Source organism: Novosphingobium sp. SG919, assembly GCF_012932495.1.
Taxonomy (GTDB): domain Bacteria; phylum Pseudomonadota; class Alphaproteobacteria; order Sphingomonadales; family Sphingomonadaceae; genus Novosphingobium; species Novosphingobium rhizosphaerae.
The window spans coordinates 435,381-449,320 of the sequence record NZ_JABCNG010000001.1 but is presented as its reverse complement, the minus strand read 5'-3'; the positions used below and the strand labels follow the sequence as shown (position 1 = coordinate 449,320).

Annotated in this window: 11 protein-coding genes; 4 read left to right on the top strand and 7 right to left on the bottom strand. The window is 66.8% G+C overall.

Annotated features, from left to right (window positions below):
- Positions 1 to 58 precede the first annotated feature (58 nt).
- The 3 genes from FHT19_RS01960 to FHT19_RS01950 form a co-directional block, all read right to left on the bottom strand.
- Positions 59 to 517, bottom strand: coding sequence for a MarR family winged helix-turn-helix transcriptional regulator (locus FHT19_RS01960; protein WP_168554131.1), 459 nt, complete (start codon positions 515 to 517; stop codon positions 59 to 61).
- A gap of 141 nt (positions 518 to 658) precedes the next feature.
- Positions 659 to 1,573 carry an S-methyl-5'-thioadenosine phosphorylase gene (gene mtnP / locus FHT19_RS01955; RefSeq protein ID WP_211184794.1) on the bottom strand — a complete coding sequence of 305 codons (915 nt, stop codon included), beginning with the start codon at positions 1,571 to 1,573 and terminating at the stop codon, positions 659 to 661.
- Positions 1,563 to 2,225: a TetR family transcriptional regulator gene (locus tag FHT19_RS01950; RefSeq protein ID WP_168554130.1), complete on the bottom strand. Its 663-nt coding sequence runs from the start codon at positions 2,223 to 2,225 to the stop codon at positions 1,563 to 1,565. The genes mtnP and FHT19_RS01950 overlap by 11 nt, the downstream gene beginning before the upstream one ends.
- A 96-nt stretch (positions 2,226 to 2,321) precedes the next feature.
- On the opposite strand from FHT19_RS01950, the gene thiL reads away from it, so the two are divergent.
- The 3 genes from thiL (at position 2,322) to FHT19_RS01935 (ending at position 6,602) form a co-directional block, all read left to right on the top strand.
- Complete coding sequence (gene thiL / locus FHT19_RS01945; RefSeq protein ID WP_169473673.1) at positions 2,322 to 3,200, top strand: thiamine-phosphate kinase; 879 nt, start codon at positions 2,322 to 2,324, stop codon at positions 3,198 to 3,200.
- Between the two features lie 138 nt (positions 3,201 to 3,338).
- The gene (locus tag FHT19_RS01940) at positions 3,339 to 5,438 is read left to right on the top strand and encodes a sodium-translocating pyrophosphatase (protein WP_169473671.1); all 2,100 of its coding nucleotides are present in this window, start codon (positions 3,339 to 3,341) and stop codon (positions 5,436 to 5,438) included.
- Positions 5,439 to 5,690: 252 nt separating this feature from the next.
- Complete coding sequence (locus FHT19_RS01935; RefSeq protein WP_169473669.1) at positions 5,691 to 6,602, top strand: acyl-CoA thioesterase II; 912 nt, start codon at positions 5,691 to 5,693, stop codon at positions 6,600 to 6,602.
- Positions 6,603 to 6,617: 15 nt separating this feature from the next.
- Here the strand turns inward: FHT19_RS01935 and FHT19_RS01930 are convergent, their stop codons facing one another.
- The 3 genes from FHT19_RS01930 to uvrC form a co-directional block, all read right to left on the bottom strand.
- Positions 6,618 to 7,202 carry a hypothetical protein gene (locus FHT19_RS01930; RefSeq protein ID WP_169473667.1) on the bottom strand — a complete coding sequence of 195 codons (585 nt, stop codon included), beginning with the start codon at positions 7,200 to 7,202 and terminating at the stop codon, positions 6,618 to 6,620.
- Positions 7,199 to 8,260, bottom strand: coding sequence for a hypothetical protein (locus FHT19_RS01925; RefSeq protein WP_169473665.1), 1,062 nt, complete (start codon positions 8,258 to 8,260; stop codon positions 7,199 to 7,201). Before FHT19_RS01925 ends, FHT19_RS01930 begins: the two co-directional genes overlap by 4 nt.
- A 248-nt stretch (positions 8,261 to 8,508) precedes the next feature.
- Positions 8,509 to 10,452 carry an excinuclease ABC subunit UvrC gene (uvrC, locus tag FHT19_RS01920; RefSeq protein ID WP_169473663.1) on the bottom strand — a complete coding sequence of 648 codons (1,944 nt, stop codon included), beginning with the start codon at positions 10,450 to 10,452 and terminating at the stop codon, positions 8,509 to 8,511.
- 133 nt (positions 10,453 to 10,585) lie between these two features.
- Between uvrC and FHT19_RS01915 the strand changes: the two genes are divergently transcribed.
- Entirely contained in the window at positions 10,586 to 10,981 is a 396-nt protein-coding gene (locus tag FHT19_RS01915; RefSeq protein ID WP_168554123.1) for a PilZ domain-containing protein, read from the top strand.
- 6 nt (positions 10,982 to 10,987) lie between these two features.
- Here FHT19_RS01915 and FHT19_RS01910 read toward each other — a convergent pair whose 3' ends face one another.
- Positions 10,988 to 13,639: a TonB-dependent receptor gene (locus tag FHT19_RS01910; RefSeq protein WP_169473661.1), complete on the bottom strand. Its 2,652-nt coding sequence runs from the start codon at positions 13,637 to 13,639 to the stop codon at positions 10,988 to 10,990.
- Positions 13,640 to 13,940 lie beyond the last annotated feature (301 nt).

The window sequence follows — 13,940 nt, the reverse complement described above, 5'->3', positions numbered from 1 at the left end:
GTTGCTGATGCGACGATATTGCCTTGGTATTATCTTGGTCTTGTTATTGTCTTTCCCGTTACTTGACGCGCGATTCGAACCGGCGCACCGCACCCAGCAGCTTGTCGAGCAGGGCGCGGAGTTTCTCGGTTTCGCGCGGGGTTAGCGCGGAGAAAATTTCTTCGTAAATTTCAAGTGCTTGTGGCCAAATCTGGGCATGAATATCGCGCCCTTGGGTCGTCAGTTCGAGATGGTGGGAGCGCCCGTCGGCCACATTGGGACTGCGTTGCACCAGCGCGCGGTCTTCCAGCACCTTGCACGCGCGATTGACCGCCACCTTGTCCATCTGGGTGGCCCGAACCAGGTCTCGCTGGGTCAGCGGGCCGGCATCGCCAAGCACCGCCATCACCCGCCATTCCGAGATTTTGAGCCCAAATTGCATACGATATTCGTTGGCAATCGCCTGGCTGACGGCGCCAGACGTGATGGCCATGCGATAAGGCACGAATTCGGCAAGACGGGTCTGGGTTCCAGGCATGGTTTCGTATCTACGGAAACCAGCGCCGATGGCAACAACGATATTGCGCTTTATTCGCGATCAAGTCTTGCAATCGTGCAAGACAAGCTATCGCAGCGCAACTATCGACATTCCCTGCAGTGCAACATCATCGCGTTGAAATCATGGTTTGAGCACGCGGCCGGCAACCGCTCCAAGTCGTGCCACCAACACAGGATCGCGCTGTGCCGGCGCGGTCATGATCGCGCCCTCCAGCGCCCGGTCCACCGGGCTGGGCGTGCGCACTTGCGGTAAAAGCCCGGCCAGGGCGGCCACCGTGGCGCGCGCGGTGGCGGCATTGCCGCGCATCACGCGCAGCACTTCGGCCACGTCCACATGCTCGCCATCGCGCCAGGCGTCGTAATCGGTGACCATGCCGATCAGCGCATAGGGCAGTTCCGCTTCGCGGGCGAGGCGCGCCTCGGGCATCGCGGTCATGCCGATCACATCGGCGCCCCACTGGCGATAGAGCCGGCTTTCCGCGCGGGTGGAAAACTGCGGCCCCTGCATGGCAAGATAGCAGCCGCCGCGATGCACGGCAGCGCCTGCCGCCTGCGCCGCATCAGCCACCAGGCCGGCCAGCCGCGCGCAGACCGGATCGGCCAGCGAGACATGGGCAACCAGCCCTTCGCCGAAAAAGCTGTCTGCCCGCCCATGGGTGCGATCGATGAACTGGTCCACCGCCACGAAACTGCCCGGCGCCAGTTCCTCGCGCAGCGAACCAATGGCAGAAATCGCCACCAGGTCCGTCACCCCGCAACGCTTCATCACGTCGATGTTGGCGCGGTGGTTGATGCTTTCGGGGGAAATGCGGTGCCCGGCGCCGTGCCGCGCCAGAAACACGAATTCCTGCCCGCCGATACGCCCGAGCGTGACCGGGCCGCTGGGCTGGCCGAACGGCGATTGCACGGCGATTTCCTGCACTTCGTCCAGCACGGAAAGGTCGTAGATGCCCGACCCGCCGATCACCCCGATGCGCCAGCGCGCCCCGTTATGCCCGCCCGGGTTGCCTTGCTGTGTATTCTGTTCAGTTTGCAAGAATGCCTGCCATGATGAAATCGACGGTGTGCTCGCGATAGCGGTCGCGCAGCTCCTCGGTCAACGAATCCTGGCCAAAGCAATGGCGCAGCACGAGCCGGGCGGAAAAGAACCGGTCTGCCGCGCCGCTGACGGTGAAATAGAACAGCTGTGGGTCGATCGGGCGAAACGCGCCGCTGTGCACCCCCTGCCCGATCAGCTGGTCATAAGCGCGGCTGATCGGGCGCAAGTACTTGTCGGCGATCCGCTGCGCCTCGGCCTCGTCGCTGTCGCGCACCAGGCGCATGAGCAGGCGGTTGAGATAGGGATAGCGGTAGTAGGTGTCGATGCAGCGCGAGATGTGGCGGCGCAGCTTGTCCTGCGGCGTCATGTCGTCCTTGGCCAGCAGCGCATCGACCGAGCGGACGATTTCGGCCATGTCGCGGTCGAGCAGCGCCGTCAGCAGGCCGGCCTTGTTGCCGAAATAGTACTTCACCAGCGCCGAATTGAGGCCCGAGCGCAGCGACAGTTCGGACAGCGAGATGTCGACCTGGTCGCCCTCGCGCATCAGGGCAGAGGCAGCGGCGAGCAGCAGGTCGCGCGCGGTGCCGCTGCCCTCCCCCGCCGGGCCGGCCGTGCCGTCGCGCTCCAAATGTGGTCCTGACGTGGTCATGCCTGGCCGATCCCTTTCAACCGATCGATTAGGCGGGGCGGCCGACCAGGGTCAAGCCGCTTGCAAACCATGCCTTTGCCACTACCGCAGGCCGGCATGGACGAAGCTGCCTTCATCGCTGCCTTGCGCGCCCTGGCGCCCGATCCCGCCGCGCGCGGGCTGGACGACGACGTGGCCGTGATCGCCTTGGGGGGCGAGCACCTGATATTGACCCACGACATGATGGTGGAAGGGGTGCACTGGCTGCCGGGCCAGGACCCGGCCGACGTGGCGTGGAAACTGGTGGCGACCAACCTTTCCGATCTGGCGGCCAAGGGCGCGCAGCCGCTGGGCGTATTACTGGGTTATGGCCTGGGCGGCGGCGAAGAGCGCTTCCTGGTTGGCCTTGGCGAAGCGCTGCTGGCCTTTGCCGTGCCGCTACTGGGCGGGGATACCGTGCGCCGCGCCGGTGCGGCCGCCCACGGGCTGACCGCGCTGGGCCGCGCCACCTGCCTGCCCGTGCCCACGCGCGGCGGCGCCCGCCCCGGCGATGCCTTGTGGGTGACGGGCATGCTCGGCGATGCCATGCTCGGGTTCGAAGCGCTGCGCGACGCGCGCAGCGATCGCGACACCACGCGGTTTGCCCGGCCGGTGCCGCGCCTTGCCGAAGGGCAGGCCCTGGCGCCGCTGGTTGGCGCAATGATGGATGTGTCCGATGGCCTGCTGCTCGACGCCACGCGCATGGCGCTTGCCAGCGGCGTGACCCTGGCGATCGACAGCGCCGCCTGCCCCGTGCCGGCAGACCTGCCCGCCACCCGCCGGCGCGATGCGCTGGCCTGGGGGGACGATTACGAACTGCTGTTCACCCTGCCCGCTGGCCAGGCCCCGCCGTGCGCGGCCACGTGCATCGGCCACGCCCAGCCTGCCGGCGCGGCGCCCCTATTGCTCGACGGTACCGGCCCGCAAGGACGGCTGGGTTACCAACACCAACAATAACCGAACAGGCGTACAATACCGCTTGCGACTAGCGGCAAATCATTTAGCTTCCTCTTCGTTTCCAGCAACCTTGCGGAAACACCATGCACCCGGCACGCCAAGACAAGCCGGGGCATGGGGAGTTAGGGGGATGCCATCGTGAACCTTGTCGTAACCGCCATCGGGTTGGGGTTACTGGCTGTGCTTTATGGCTTCATAACCAGCCGTCAGGTGCTGGGAAGCCCGGCCGGAAACCCAAAAATGCAAGACATTGCCGGCGCCATCCAGGAAGGGGCGCAGGCCTATCTGAAACGCCAGTACGGCACGATCGCCCTGGTCGGCGTGGTCGTGGCCGCGATCGTTTCGATGACGCTGCACCCGCTGCCGGCGGTGGGCTTCATCATCGGCGCGGTGCTTTCGGGCGTGGCCGGCTTCATCGGCATGAACGTGTCGGTGCGGGCCAACGTGCGCACGGCGGCGGCCGCGCAAAGCGGGCTGCAACAAGGGCTTACCCTGGCGTTCCGGGCTGGCGCGATCACCGGCATGCTGGTGGCGGGCCTGGCTCTGCTCGCGATTGCCGGCTTCTTCTGGTACCTGGTCAATCTGGCCGGCTATGCTCCAGGCGACCGCACCGTGGTCACCTCGCTCACCACGCTGGCCCTGGGCGCCTCGCTCGTTTCGATCTTCGCGCGGCTGGGCGGCGGCATCTTCACCAAGGCGGCCGACGTGGGCGCCGACCTGGTGGGCAAGGTCGAAGCGGGCATCCCCGAAGACGATCCGCGCAACCCCGCCGTGATCGCCGACAACGTGGGCGACAACGTGGGTGACTGCGCCGGCATGGCGGCAGACCTGTTCGAAACCTATGTCGTCACCGTGGGCGCCACGATGGTGCTCACCGCGCTGCTGATCAAGGGCGTGGGCGATCTGCTCTTGCCGTTGATGGCGCTGCCCCTGCTGATCGGCGGGGTGTGCATCGTCACCTCGATCATCGGCACCTATTTCGTCAAGCTGGGCCGCAGCAACAACATCATGGGCGCCATGTACAAGGGCTTCCTGGTGACCGCGGTGCTGTCGATCCCGGCGATCTGGTTTGCCACGCAGGCCGCGCTCGGCAACATGGAAGCCCCGATCGGCGACCAGGGCTTTACCGGCCGCACGCTGTTCTACTGCGCGCTGGTTGGCCTGGCGATCACCGGGCTGATCATCTGGATTACCGAGTACTACACCGGCACGGCCTATCGCCCGGTGCGCTCGATCGCCAAGGCTTCGGTCACCGGCCACGGCACCAACGTGATCCAGGGCCTGGCCGTCAGCCTGGAAGCCACGGCATTGCCCACGCTGGTGATCTGCGCGGGCATTATCGTGGCCTATCAACTCGCTGGCCTGATCGGCATTGCCTATGGCGCCACCGCGATGCTGGCGCTGGCCGGCATGGTCGTCGCGCTCGACGCCTATGGCCCGGTGACCGACAATGCCGGCGGCATTGCCGAAATGGCGGGCCTCGAAGACGCAGTGCGCGAACGCACCGATGCGCTCGACGCGGTGGGCAACACCACCAAGGCCGTGACCAAGGGCTATGCCATCGGTTCGGCCGGCCTTGCCGCGCTGGTGCTGTTTGCCGCCTATACCACCGACTTGCGCGAGTTCTTTCCGGACCTGACCGTCAACTTCAGCCTGGAAAACCCCTATGTCATCGTCGGCCTGCTGCTGGGCGCGCTGCTGCCCTATCTGTTCGGCGCCATGGGGATGACCGCCGTGGGCCGCGCGGCTGGTGACGTCGTGGTGGACGTGCGCGAACAGTTTGCCGCCGACCCGGGCATCATGGCCGGCACCAGCCGCCCCGACTATGCCCGCACGGTGGACTTGGTCACGCGCGCGGCGATCAAGGAAATGATCATTCCCTCGCTGTTGCCGGTGCTGGCACCGATCGCGGTCTATTTCGTGATCCTGGCCGTGGCGGGGCAGGCCAATGCCTTTGCCGCGCTGGGCGCCCTGCTGCTGGGCGTGATCGTGGGCGGGCTGTTCGTGGCCCTGTCGATGACATCGGGCGGCGGCGCGTGGGACAATGCCAAGAAATACATCGAGGATGGCCATTACGGCGGCAAGGGATCAGACGCGCACAAGGCGGCGGTGACCGGCGATACCGTGGGCGATCCCTACAAGGACACCGCCGGCCCGGCGGTCAACCCGATGATCAAGATTACCAATATCGTTGCCCTGCTGCTGCTGGCCGCGCTGGCCAGCCACGCCGCAGGCTGAAGCCGGCTTCCGCGGGCGGCAGGCCGGCGAGGCCAGCATCGCCCGCGGCAGAACGCGGAAAAAGCGGGGAAAACCCCGCCCGCATGGGCCCGAGGTTGGGGAGGAGCGGGACAGGCCCCGTCTGGCTGCAAGGCCGGGCGGGGCCTGTTCTTTGCCCGGCCACCGGCCAGTCTGGCGCGGCCCGTGTCACATTTGTGACGAGTGGCCGCGATGCGTTGACGGTTCGGGAAGGCGTGGAATAGGCGCACCATCATGCTCCACCCCCTGTCGACGACTCTGCTTTCCGATTCTCACGATCCCGCCGTCATCGCCGCTGGCCTTGCCCGCCTGCTGACGGTGGCACCCGAGGCCGGGACGCCCGACGCATTTCTGGGCGCGCGCAAGCCCGGCGGGGTGGGCCGCGTGTTTGGCGGGCAGATCGTGGCCCAGGGACTGGCAGCGGCCCAGGCCACGGTGGCCGCCGATCGCCCGGTGCATTCGCTGCACGCCTATTTCCTGCGGCCGGGCAGCGAAGACCGTGAAATCCGCTACACCGTGCTGCGCGACCTGGATGGCAACAACTTTGCCAACCGCCGCGTGGTGGCCAGCCAGGGCGAAGACCCGATTTTCACGATGACCGCGTCGTTCCACCGGCGCGGCGAAGGGGTGCAGCACGGCCTGCCGATGCCCGCCGTGCCGGCGCCAGACGACCTGCCGAGCGAGGCAGACCTGCTGACGATCTATGCCGATCGCCTGTCGGACCAGCGCCGCGCCTTGCTGGCCCGCCCGCGCGCGATCGAGATGCGCCCGGCCGAGCCGCTCAACTGGCTGCGCGATACCCCGGCCGAGCCGGTGGCCCACACCTGGCTGCGCTGCGTGGCGCCCCTGCCCGATGACCCCGCCCTGCACCGCGCGGTGATCGCCTATATCAGCGACATGACTCTGCTGGGCACCAGCATGTTGCCCCATGGCATCAGCGGCAAGGCCGGCACCGCCAAAGGCGCCAGCCTGGACCACGCGCTATGGTTCCATGCCGATGCCCGCGCGGACCAATGGCTGCTCTATGCCTGCGACAGCCCCTGGGCGGGGCAGATGCGCGGCTTCAGCCGTGGCCGCATCTTTACCCAGGACGGCCGCCTGGTGGCCCAAACTGCGCAGGAAGGCCTGGTCCACAAGCTGGATTGATCCGATCGGCCCGCGCTATTTCTGCGGCCGGGCCGGCGGGGCGGCCAATGCGACCGTGGCGGGCGACGCTGCCCGTGCGGGGGCACCAACGCCAGCGGAAGGCGCGGGCTTCTGCGCGGGCACCGAACAGGCCAGGCGCTCCATTTCCGGGTGCGCGATCATCGCCGTGGCGGCAAAATGCAGGCGGCGGCCGCTGGCATCGGCAATCACGGTCTGGAGCGTGCGATCGATCGCGGTGCAGGCGGTGGGATTGCTTGCCCCGCCGCCATAGCGATTGGCCACTTGCGTCAGATAGGTGTCGAACGCGCGCCGATCGACAAAGCCATGGGCCGGGCTGACGAAGGCGTGCATCACGCGGTCGGCCGCGCCGAACGCGGCGCGGTGCACATCAAGCATCCGCGCGAAACTGCCCTCCACGTCCACGCCATGGGCCTTGCAGCGCAACGACACGGTCATCATCATGGTCTGGAACTGGTGGATCCGCGCGGCTTCCATGGTGAGGCGATCCAGGCATTCTGCACTGGTCTGCGCGGCATGGGCCAGGGGCGCTGCCGTCACGGCGGCCAGCGCGGCCAGGGTCGATAGAAGGCGCCTGGTCATTTCGCGTCTCCACAAGGCGTGATCGGAACGGCCATGATGGCGCTGAACTGGCGCACCAGGGCCTGCTGCTGGGCAAAGGCGGCATCGGCCAGCCGCTTGTACTCGGTGCCTTCCTTCGACAGCGCGTTGCGCGTGTCGGCATCGCCCATCGCCATGGCATCGTAACGGGACTGGATCGCCTGGAGATAGGCGTTGGCCTTTTGCAGGTTGGCCTGGGCCACGTCGTTGGCCGGGGAATAGACCTGCGCGTGGAAGGCGTTGCGCTCTTCTGCACTGCAAAAGCGCGCCGGCAAGACCACCGCCGGCACTGCCGCAAGCTGCGGCCGATCCGCGGTAAAATCATGCGCGGCGGTAAGCGGCAGTTCGATCGGTGGCGGCGGGGGCGGTGGCGGCGCAGGCTGTGATGCAGCGACGGCGGGCGTTTCCTGCATCGCTGCAAGCATGGCCAGCACTTTGGCATCGGCGCTATCCCCGCTTGCCGCACCACCAGCCGGAACGGGCGCGGAAACAGCGACAGGCGCGGCAGCAACGGGCGGGGCAGGCAAGGCAACAACCGGCGGCGCCGCTGCTGCCACCGGAACTGGCGCGGGCACTGGCACCGGAAGCGGCACGGCCGCTGCGGCGGGCAGCGCTGGGGCCGGAGCCGGGGTAGGAACGGGAGCCGGGGCCCCCTGGGCAGGCGCCTGCCCCGGCGTGGCCACGCGATGCAGCGCCATCAGCTTGACCCGCGCCAGCGGCGCAAAAGTGCCGTTGGGAAACTGTTGGAGATAGGCCTCGTACAGCGCCGGATCGCTGCTGCCCGCCACGCCCCGCCAGAACTCAAGCTCCATCGTCTTGTCGGTGGCATCGGGTCCTGGCGCGGCCTGTGCCTGGGCCGATGGCGGCACCATGCCCGCCGCGGCCAGCACAAGGCCGGCCAGCGCCCACAGCGCGGCCCCGCGTTGCCGCGCGTTTGCACGCAGCGCTTTGCCCGTTTCAACCCCGCGCAGGGATTGCCCCCACGCCCCCCAATTCCAATGCCTCATCACACCCCCGGCGGCGATCCACCGTTTCCCCATGCGACTCTGCCAGCGCGGTTGCCCACGCCTAGGCAAACTACAGTTGCCCGCAAGCCAAACGCGATGCCACCACTATCGCATCCAGTATTGTGCAAAGTCGTTGGCAAGCAAGGTTATCGAAAGGGAAGGATTACGGGCGTCGCTTAAGGTCTTTGCACCGCGCGGCAACCTTTTACAAAGCACGGCGCGCGCGGCAGCGACGCGCCGGCTGGCCATGGCGCACCGCTTTTAGCAGTGCAGACAGGGATTTATCCGCCGGGGTGATAGAAATCGTAAATGGTCTGCGCCACGGCCGCGCTGACGCCCGGCGCGCGCATGAGGTCTTCCAGCGAGGCGGCGCGTACTTTGCCGGCGGTGCCGAAATGCAACAGCAGCGCACGTTTTCGCGATGGTCCGATCCCGGGAATCTCGTCCAGCGGGCTCGCCGTGATCGCCCGGCTGCGCTTGGCACGGTGCGCGCCGATAGCGAATCGGTGCGCCTCGTCGCGCAATTGCTGTAGATAGAACAGTACCGGCGAGTTGAGCGGCAGCAGCTTTTCCCTTCCATCGGGGAAGTGGAAATGCTCGCGCCCGGCGTTGCGATCGGGGCCCTTGGATACCGCGATCAGCGGCACGTCCTCGATCCCGAGTTCCTCCAGCGTTTCGCGCACGGCGGTCATCTGCCCCTTGCCACCGTCGATCAGCACCAGGTCGGGCCAGGTCCCGCCCTGCCGGTCGGGGTCTTCTTCCTGCACGCGGCCGAAACGGCGGGCCATCACTTCGCGCATCATGGCAAAGTCGTCGCCGGGGCGGGTTTCGGCGCGCTTGATGTTGAACTTGCGATACTGCCCCTTCTGGAACCCTTCCGGCCCGGCCACGACCATGCCGCCCAGGGCGTTGGTGCCCTGGATATGGCTGTTGTCGTAAACCTCGATCCGCTGCGGCACGTCGGGCAGTTCGAGGAATTCGGCCAGCTCGCGCAGAATCTTGGCCTTGGTGCCGGTTTCGGCCAGGCGGCGGTCCAGCGCTTCTGTCGCGTTGCGCTGCGCCTGTTCCATCAGGCGGCGCCGATCGCCACGCTGCGGCACGCTGATCTCCACCTTGCCCCCGGCCGCGCCTTGCAGCGCCTCGGCCAGCAGCTCGGCCTCGGGCAGCGCGCGGTCCACCATGATCAGGCGCGGTGGCGGCACTTCTTCATAGAACTGCGCGAGGAACGCGGTCATCACTTCGGCTTCTTCCAGCCCTTCGGTGTGGGTGGGGAAGAACGCGCGGTGGCCCCAGTTCTGGCCGCCGCGAATGAAGAAGGCCTGGATCGCGATCTGGCCGCCTTTCGATCCCATGGCAAAGACATCGCCATTGCCCACGCCTTCGGCGTTGATCGCCTGGCTGCCCTGGATGAACGTGGCCGCGCGCAGCCGGTCGCGCAGCATGGCCGCGCGCTCGAAATCGAGGTTTTCGGCCGCCTCGCTCATCTGCACTTCGATTTCGCGCTGCACCGCGCCGGATTTGCCGCCGAGGAAATCCTTGGCCTGGCGCACCAGCTCGGCATAGTCGCCCTCGCTGATGCGATCGACGCAAGGGGCCGAGCAGCGCTTGATCTGGTAGAGCAGGCAGGGCCGGTCGCGCCGGGCCATGAAGCCATCGTTGCAGCTGCGCAGCAGGAACAGCTTTTGCAGCGCGTTGATCGTGGTGTTGACCGATCCTGCGCTGGCAAAGGGACCATAATAGTTGCCCTTGGCCTTGCGCGCGCCGCGATGCTTCATGATGCGGGGAAATGCATGATCGGCCCGCAACAGGATGAAGGGGAACGATTTGTCGTCGCGCAGCAGGACGTTGTAGGGCGGGCGGTAGCGCTTGATCAGCTGCGCTTCGAGCAGCAGCGCCTCGGCCTCGGAATTGGTGGTCACGATCGTCATCGACCGCGTCTGGCTGACCATGCGGCGCAGACGATTGGGCAGGCGATCGACCTGGGTGTAATTCGCCACGCGGTTTTTCAGCGCGCGTGCCTTGCCCACATAGAGCACGTCGCCACGCGTATCGAGCATGCGATAGACGCCCGGCTTGGGCTTGAGCGTGCGGACCACGTCGCGGATCGTCTCCACCCCGCGTTCCAGATCGGGCTGGTCGCTGCCGCGCATCGTGGAAATGGCGGCATCTTCGTGGAAGCGCTCGGTATCGCGATCGGGTGGTGGGGATGCGCTCTTGCGGGCCATGTCTGCCAGATAGGGGTTGCGGCGCGGTTTGGGGAGAGCCCGAAAGATCGCCGACGGTGGACAAACTGCTGCGCAATTGTCCCTATCGCGCTGCCAAACCCGCTTTTACCGCGCCGCGCCGATGCTGCGAGCCATGTTCCATGGCCCCGTCTTCGGCGATTCCCGCGCGATCGGCACGCATGGGCGCCGCACCGCCCCGCGCGCGCGGCTCAACATTCCGGGCAGGATCATCCTGCGTCGCGGCGTGGTCGAGTGCCTGGTGGAGGACCTTTCGCGCACCGGCGCCCGGTTGATGCTGCGCGATATGCCCGCGCTGGGTGAAACCGGCATCCTCGAAATCAACCGCATCGAGGGCTTTGGCGCGGCGGTGTGGATCAAGGGTGCGCGCTGCGGCTTTCACTTCGACGAGCCGCTGGCCCTGCAACAGGTGGTAGACCTGCGCCAGTTTGCCGACCATTTCACCGAGCATCGCCGCGAACAGGAACGCACCGCCGCCCGCGAATTCGTGCAGGGGCGGCGGTTCGTATAGACGGCGTCAGAACTGCTTGCGGAACTCGATCTTGAACACGCGGCCCGTGGGATCGAGATAGCCGGCCTGATAGCGCAGCGGGATATCGCCGTTCTGGTCGGTCACCTTTTGCTGCGCATCGAACAGGTTGTTCACCGCCAGCGAAACGCGCGCGTTCTTGAGGAACGGCACGGCCTTGACCACGCCCGGCCGGCGGCCGAGATCGGCGAACAGGCGCAGATTGAACTTGGCGATGGGGTGGAAATCAAGGCTGGTGGTGCCCGAATCGGCATGGGCCGCCCCGGTATAAGTGCCGGTAAAGCGCACGCCGAAGCTGCGATAGAAACCGCCGCCTTCCAGCTCGATGCTGTGCCGCGCCACGCCCGTGCTCGACAGCGCATCGCCGCCGAGCAGGTTGTAGACGGTGCCGCCCGGCGTCAGTTGCACCCGGTCCATCAGCATGATCGTATGCGTGAGCGACAGGTTCCAGCGCCCGCGCCCGTCGAACCCGCCGGGCCCGCCGGGACCACCAGGCGGCGGTCCGCCCGGGCCACCACCCGGCCCACCGCCGCCGGCCGCGCCCATGCCGCCGCCCATGCGCGGCCCGCCCCCTGGGCCACCTGGCCCACCGGGGCCAAAGCCCCCCGGCACCATGCCGCGCATGCCGCCAGAACGCCGCATGTTGGGATCTGGCGTGCCAAAGCTGCCCGACAGGTTGATGCCATAGCGCAGGCTGTTGCTTTCCTCGCGCGCGAAAGTCACCGGGCTTTCGTCCACCGAGACGATATCGCCGGCGGCATTGCGCACGACCCGCCCCGGATAGGCCGCTTCCACTTCGGCGGTCAGCAGCGGGAAGCTGTTGCTGGTGTTGAAGCTGCGGTTGCGGAAGTATTCGACGATGAACGTGGAATTGGTCAGGAACGGCAGCGTCCAGTTGCCCGCCAGCTTCACGTCGCGCTGGCGTTCCTTGAGCAAGTCGGGATTGCCGCCGCTGGTGACCGTGGCCAGCACCGTGGCGCCCTTGATGAAATCATAGATTGCCACGTTCTGCGTGGTGGTGGTGGGTGCGCCCAGTTGCGAGAGCGTGGGTGCGGTTTCCGCGCCGATGAACGTGGCGGTGAAGCTCAGCTTGTTGGTCGGGCGCCAGGTCAGCCCGCCACCGAAATCATAGAGCCCGCCAAAATCGGACAGGCGATGCGCCTCGGCATTGAGGTTGAGCGACAGGTTGCCCAGGAACCCGCCGAAATTCTCGCGCTTGCTGGTGATCGGCAGATCCAGGCTGAAGCCCACTTGCGCGTCGCCCCGGTTGAGGTCGATCGCCCCGGTCGTGGTGCGCGTGTCGGTGCTGTGGATGCCGGAATAGGCAAAGCCGGTCTTGACCGTGAGCGAGGCAGCGCCGCCCGGCAAGCGGAACGGCTGGCCGTTGAGCGTGGCCAGCGAGGTCAGCGTGTTGGTGCGGCTGAGCGCGCGGTCGATCCCGCCGGCCACGATGGCGCTGGCCGGAAGCGCGCCGGTCGCGCTCAGGCTGCCATCATCGACCAGCGATTGCAGGCCGGACAGATCGGCCGACCGGTCGATCCGGGTGTCGGTTTCCACATGGCTGCCATCGGCCGTAACCGAAAGCTGCCAGGCCCCCAGCCCAGCGTTGAGCCCCGCCCCGGCCGAAAGCGTGGTGGTATAAGTGCGCGTGGTCAGCGGCTCGGGCGCGGTGGTGGTGCGCGTCACATCGGTGCCGTTGTCGGTGAGTGTCACGGTGTTGAGGCCGTTCCAGCTGCGGCTGTAATCGCGCTGGGCCAAGACATTGAGCGTCAGGCCCGTGCCCAGGCCGATGGGCTTGGACCAAGTGGCGTTGAGCGCGGCGCTGTCGGCCTTGGCTTGCAGCGTGCGGTAATCGGCCTGGGCGGGATCGCCCGCGACGGTGCTGCCGCTGGTCGTGCTCTGCTGGCTGATCCCGCGCTCGGCCTCGGTAATGGCGCTCTGCGTGGAAACCGTGCCGGTCACGTTGATGCGCGCCTTGTTGGCGATCTTGGCCAGCGTGGCTTCCTCGCTCAGCGCGGCATAGCTGCCGTTGCCGGGCAGATCGACTTCGGTCTCGGTGCTCAGGCTCTTGTAGTGATCCTTGAGGATGAAGTTCACCACGCGCTGGTCGGGGCGATAGCCGTATTTCAGCGCCACTTCCTCGGGCAGCACTTCCACCCGGCGGATCGCCTCGGGCGGAAGCCCGCGCATTTCGCGGAAGCTGGAAATGCGCAGGCCGTTGAGCAGGATCACCGGTCCGTCGCTGCTGCGGCCACGCCCGGAATCGGTCTGCGGTGCCAGCACGGCAAGCAGTTCCTGGATCGAACTGACGCCGTAGGATGCGATCGCCTCTTCATCCAGAGTCACGATCGGCGGTTGATCGGCCTTGACCACACCTTTGAGCGGCGTGGCGATGACCAGGATTTCCCCCGTCACATCGTCGATACCATCGCCATTGGCATCCACGCCGGGCTGGCCCTCGCTGGTGACCATCTGCGTACCACCGCCTGCAACGGTCGCGTCCTGCGCCGGCGCAGGGGCCGTGGCCGCCTGGTCGCTCGCCACGTCTGCGCCGGCCGGCGTGACGGCGGCATGGGCGCTCGCCCCCCCGATCACGGCAACCACGGAAACGGCAGACAGCAAGGCAAAACGAGAAGACACGCGCAATAATCCCGATGGTTGCGGCCGGAACGATCGGCCGGAAAATGGACGTGCAGGGACCGACCTTGCCGTGGCGCAGCATGCGACCAGCCAAGACCAGACCCAAGGTCTGACAAGGCCTAGCTGGCCTGTGCCATGGGTTGAAACAACTCGCAAATCGTATCAATTTGTCGTCTCTGCCACGCCACCGGGCAATCTGCCGCTGCGTGTGCCGCGCTCGCACGTGCGAAAATGCCCGTCGCCGCGGCGAAAACAAGGGCGCGATTGCAGGGCTTTTCTTTTTGCAGCCGGAACGCTATGG

Coding starts and splice junctions, on each gene's coding strand:
- thiL (WP_169473673.1), top strand. CDS start 2,322: ATGGACGAAGCTGCCTTCATCGCTGCCTTGCGCGCCCTGGCGCCCGAT.
- FHT19_RS01930 (WP_169473667.1), bottom strand. CDS start 7,202: ATGACCAGGCGCCTTCTATCGACCCTGGCCGCGCTGGCCGCCGTGACG.
- FHT19_RS01915 (WP_168554123.1), top strand. CDS start 10,586: ATGTTCCATGGCCCCGTCTTCGGCGATTCCCGCGCGATCGGCACGCAT.
- FHT19_RS01935 (WP_169473669.1), top strand. CDS start 5,691: ATGCTCCACCCCCTGTCGACGACTCTGCTTTCCGATTCTCACGATCCC.
- FHT19_RS01950 (WP_168554130.1), bottom strand. CDS start 2,225: ATGACCACGTCAGGACCACATTTGGAGCGCGACGGCACGGCCGGCCCG.
- uvrC (WP_169473663.1), bottom strand. CDS start 10,452: ATGGCCCGCAAGAGCGCATCCCCACCACCCGATCGCGATACCGAGCGC.
- FHT19_RS01960 (WP_168554131.1), bottom strand. CDS start 517: ATGCCTGGAACCCAGACCCGTCTTGCCGAATTCGTGCCTTATCGCATG.
- FHT19_RS01925 (WP_169473665.1), bottom strand. CDS start 8,260: ATGGGGAAACGGTGGATCGCCGCCGGGGGTGTGATGAGGCATTGGAAT.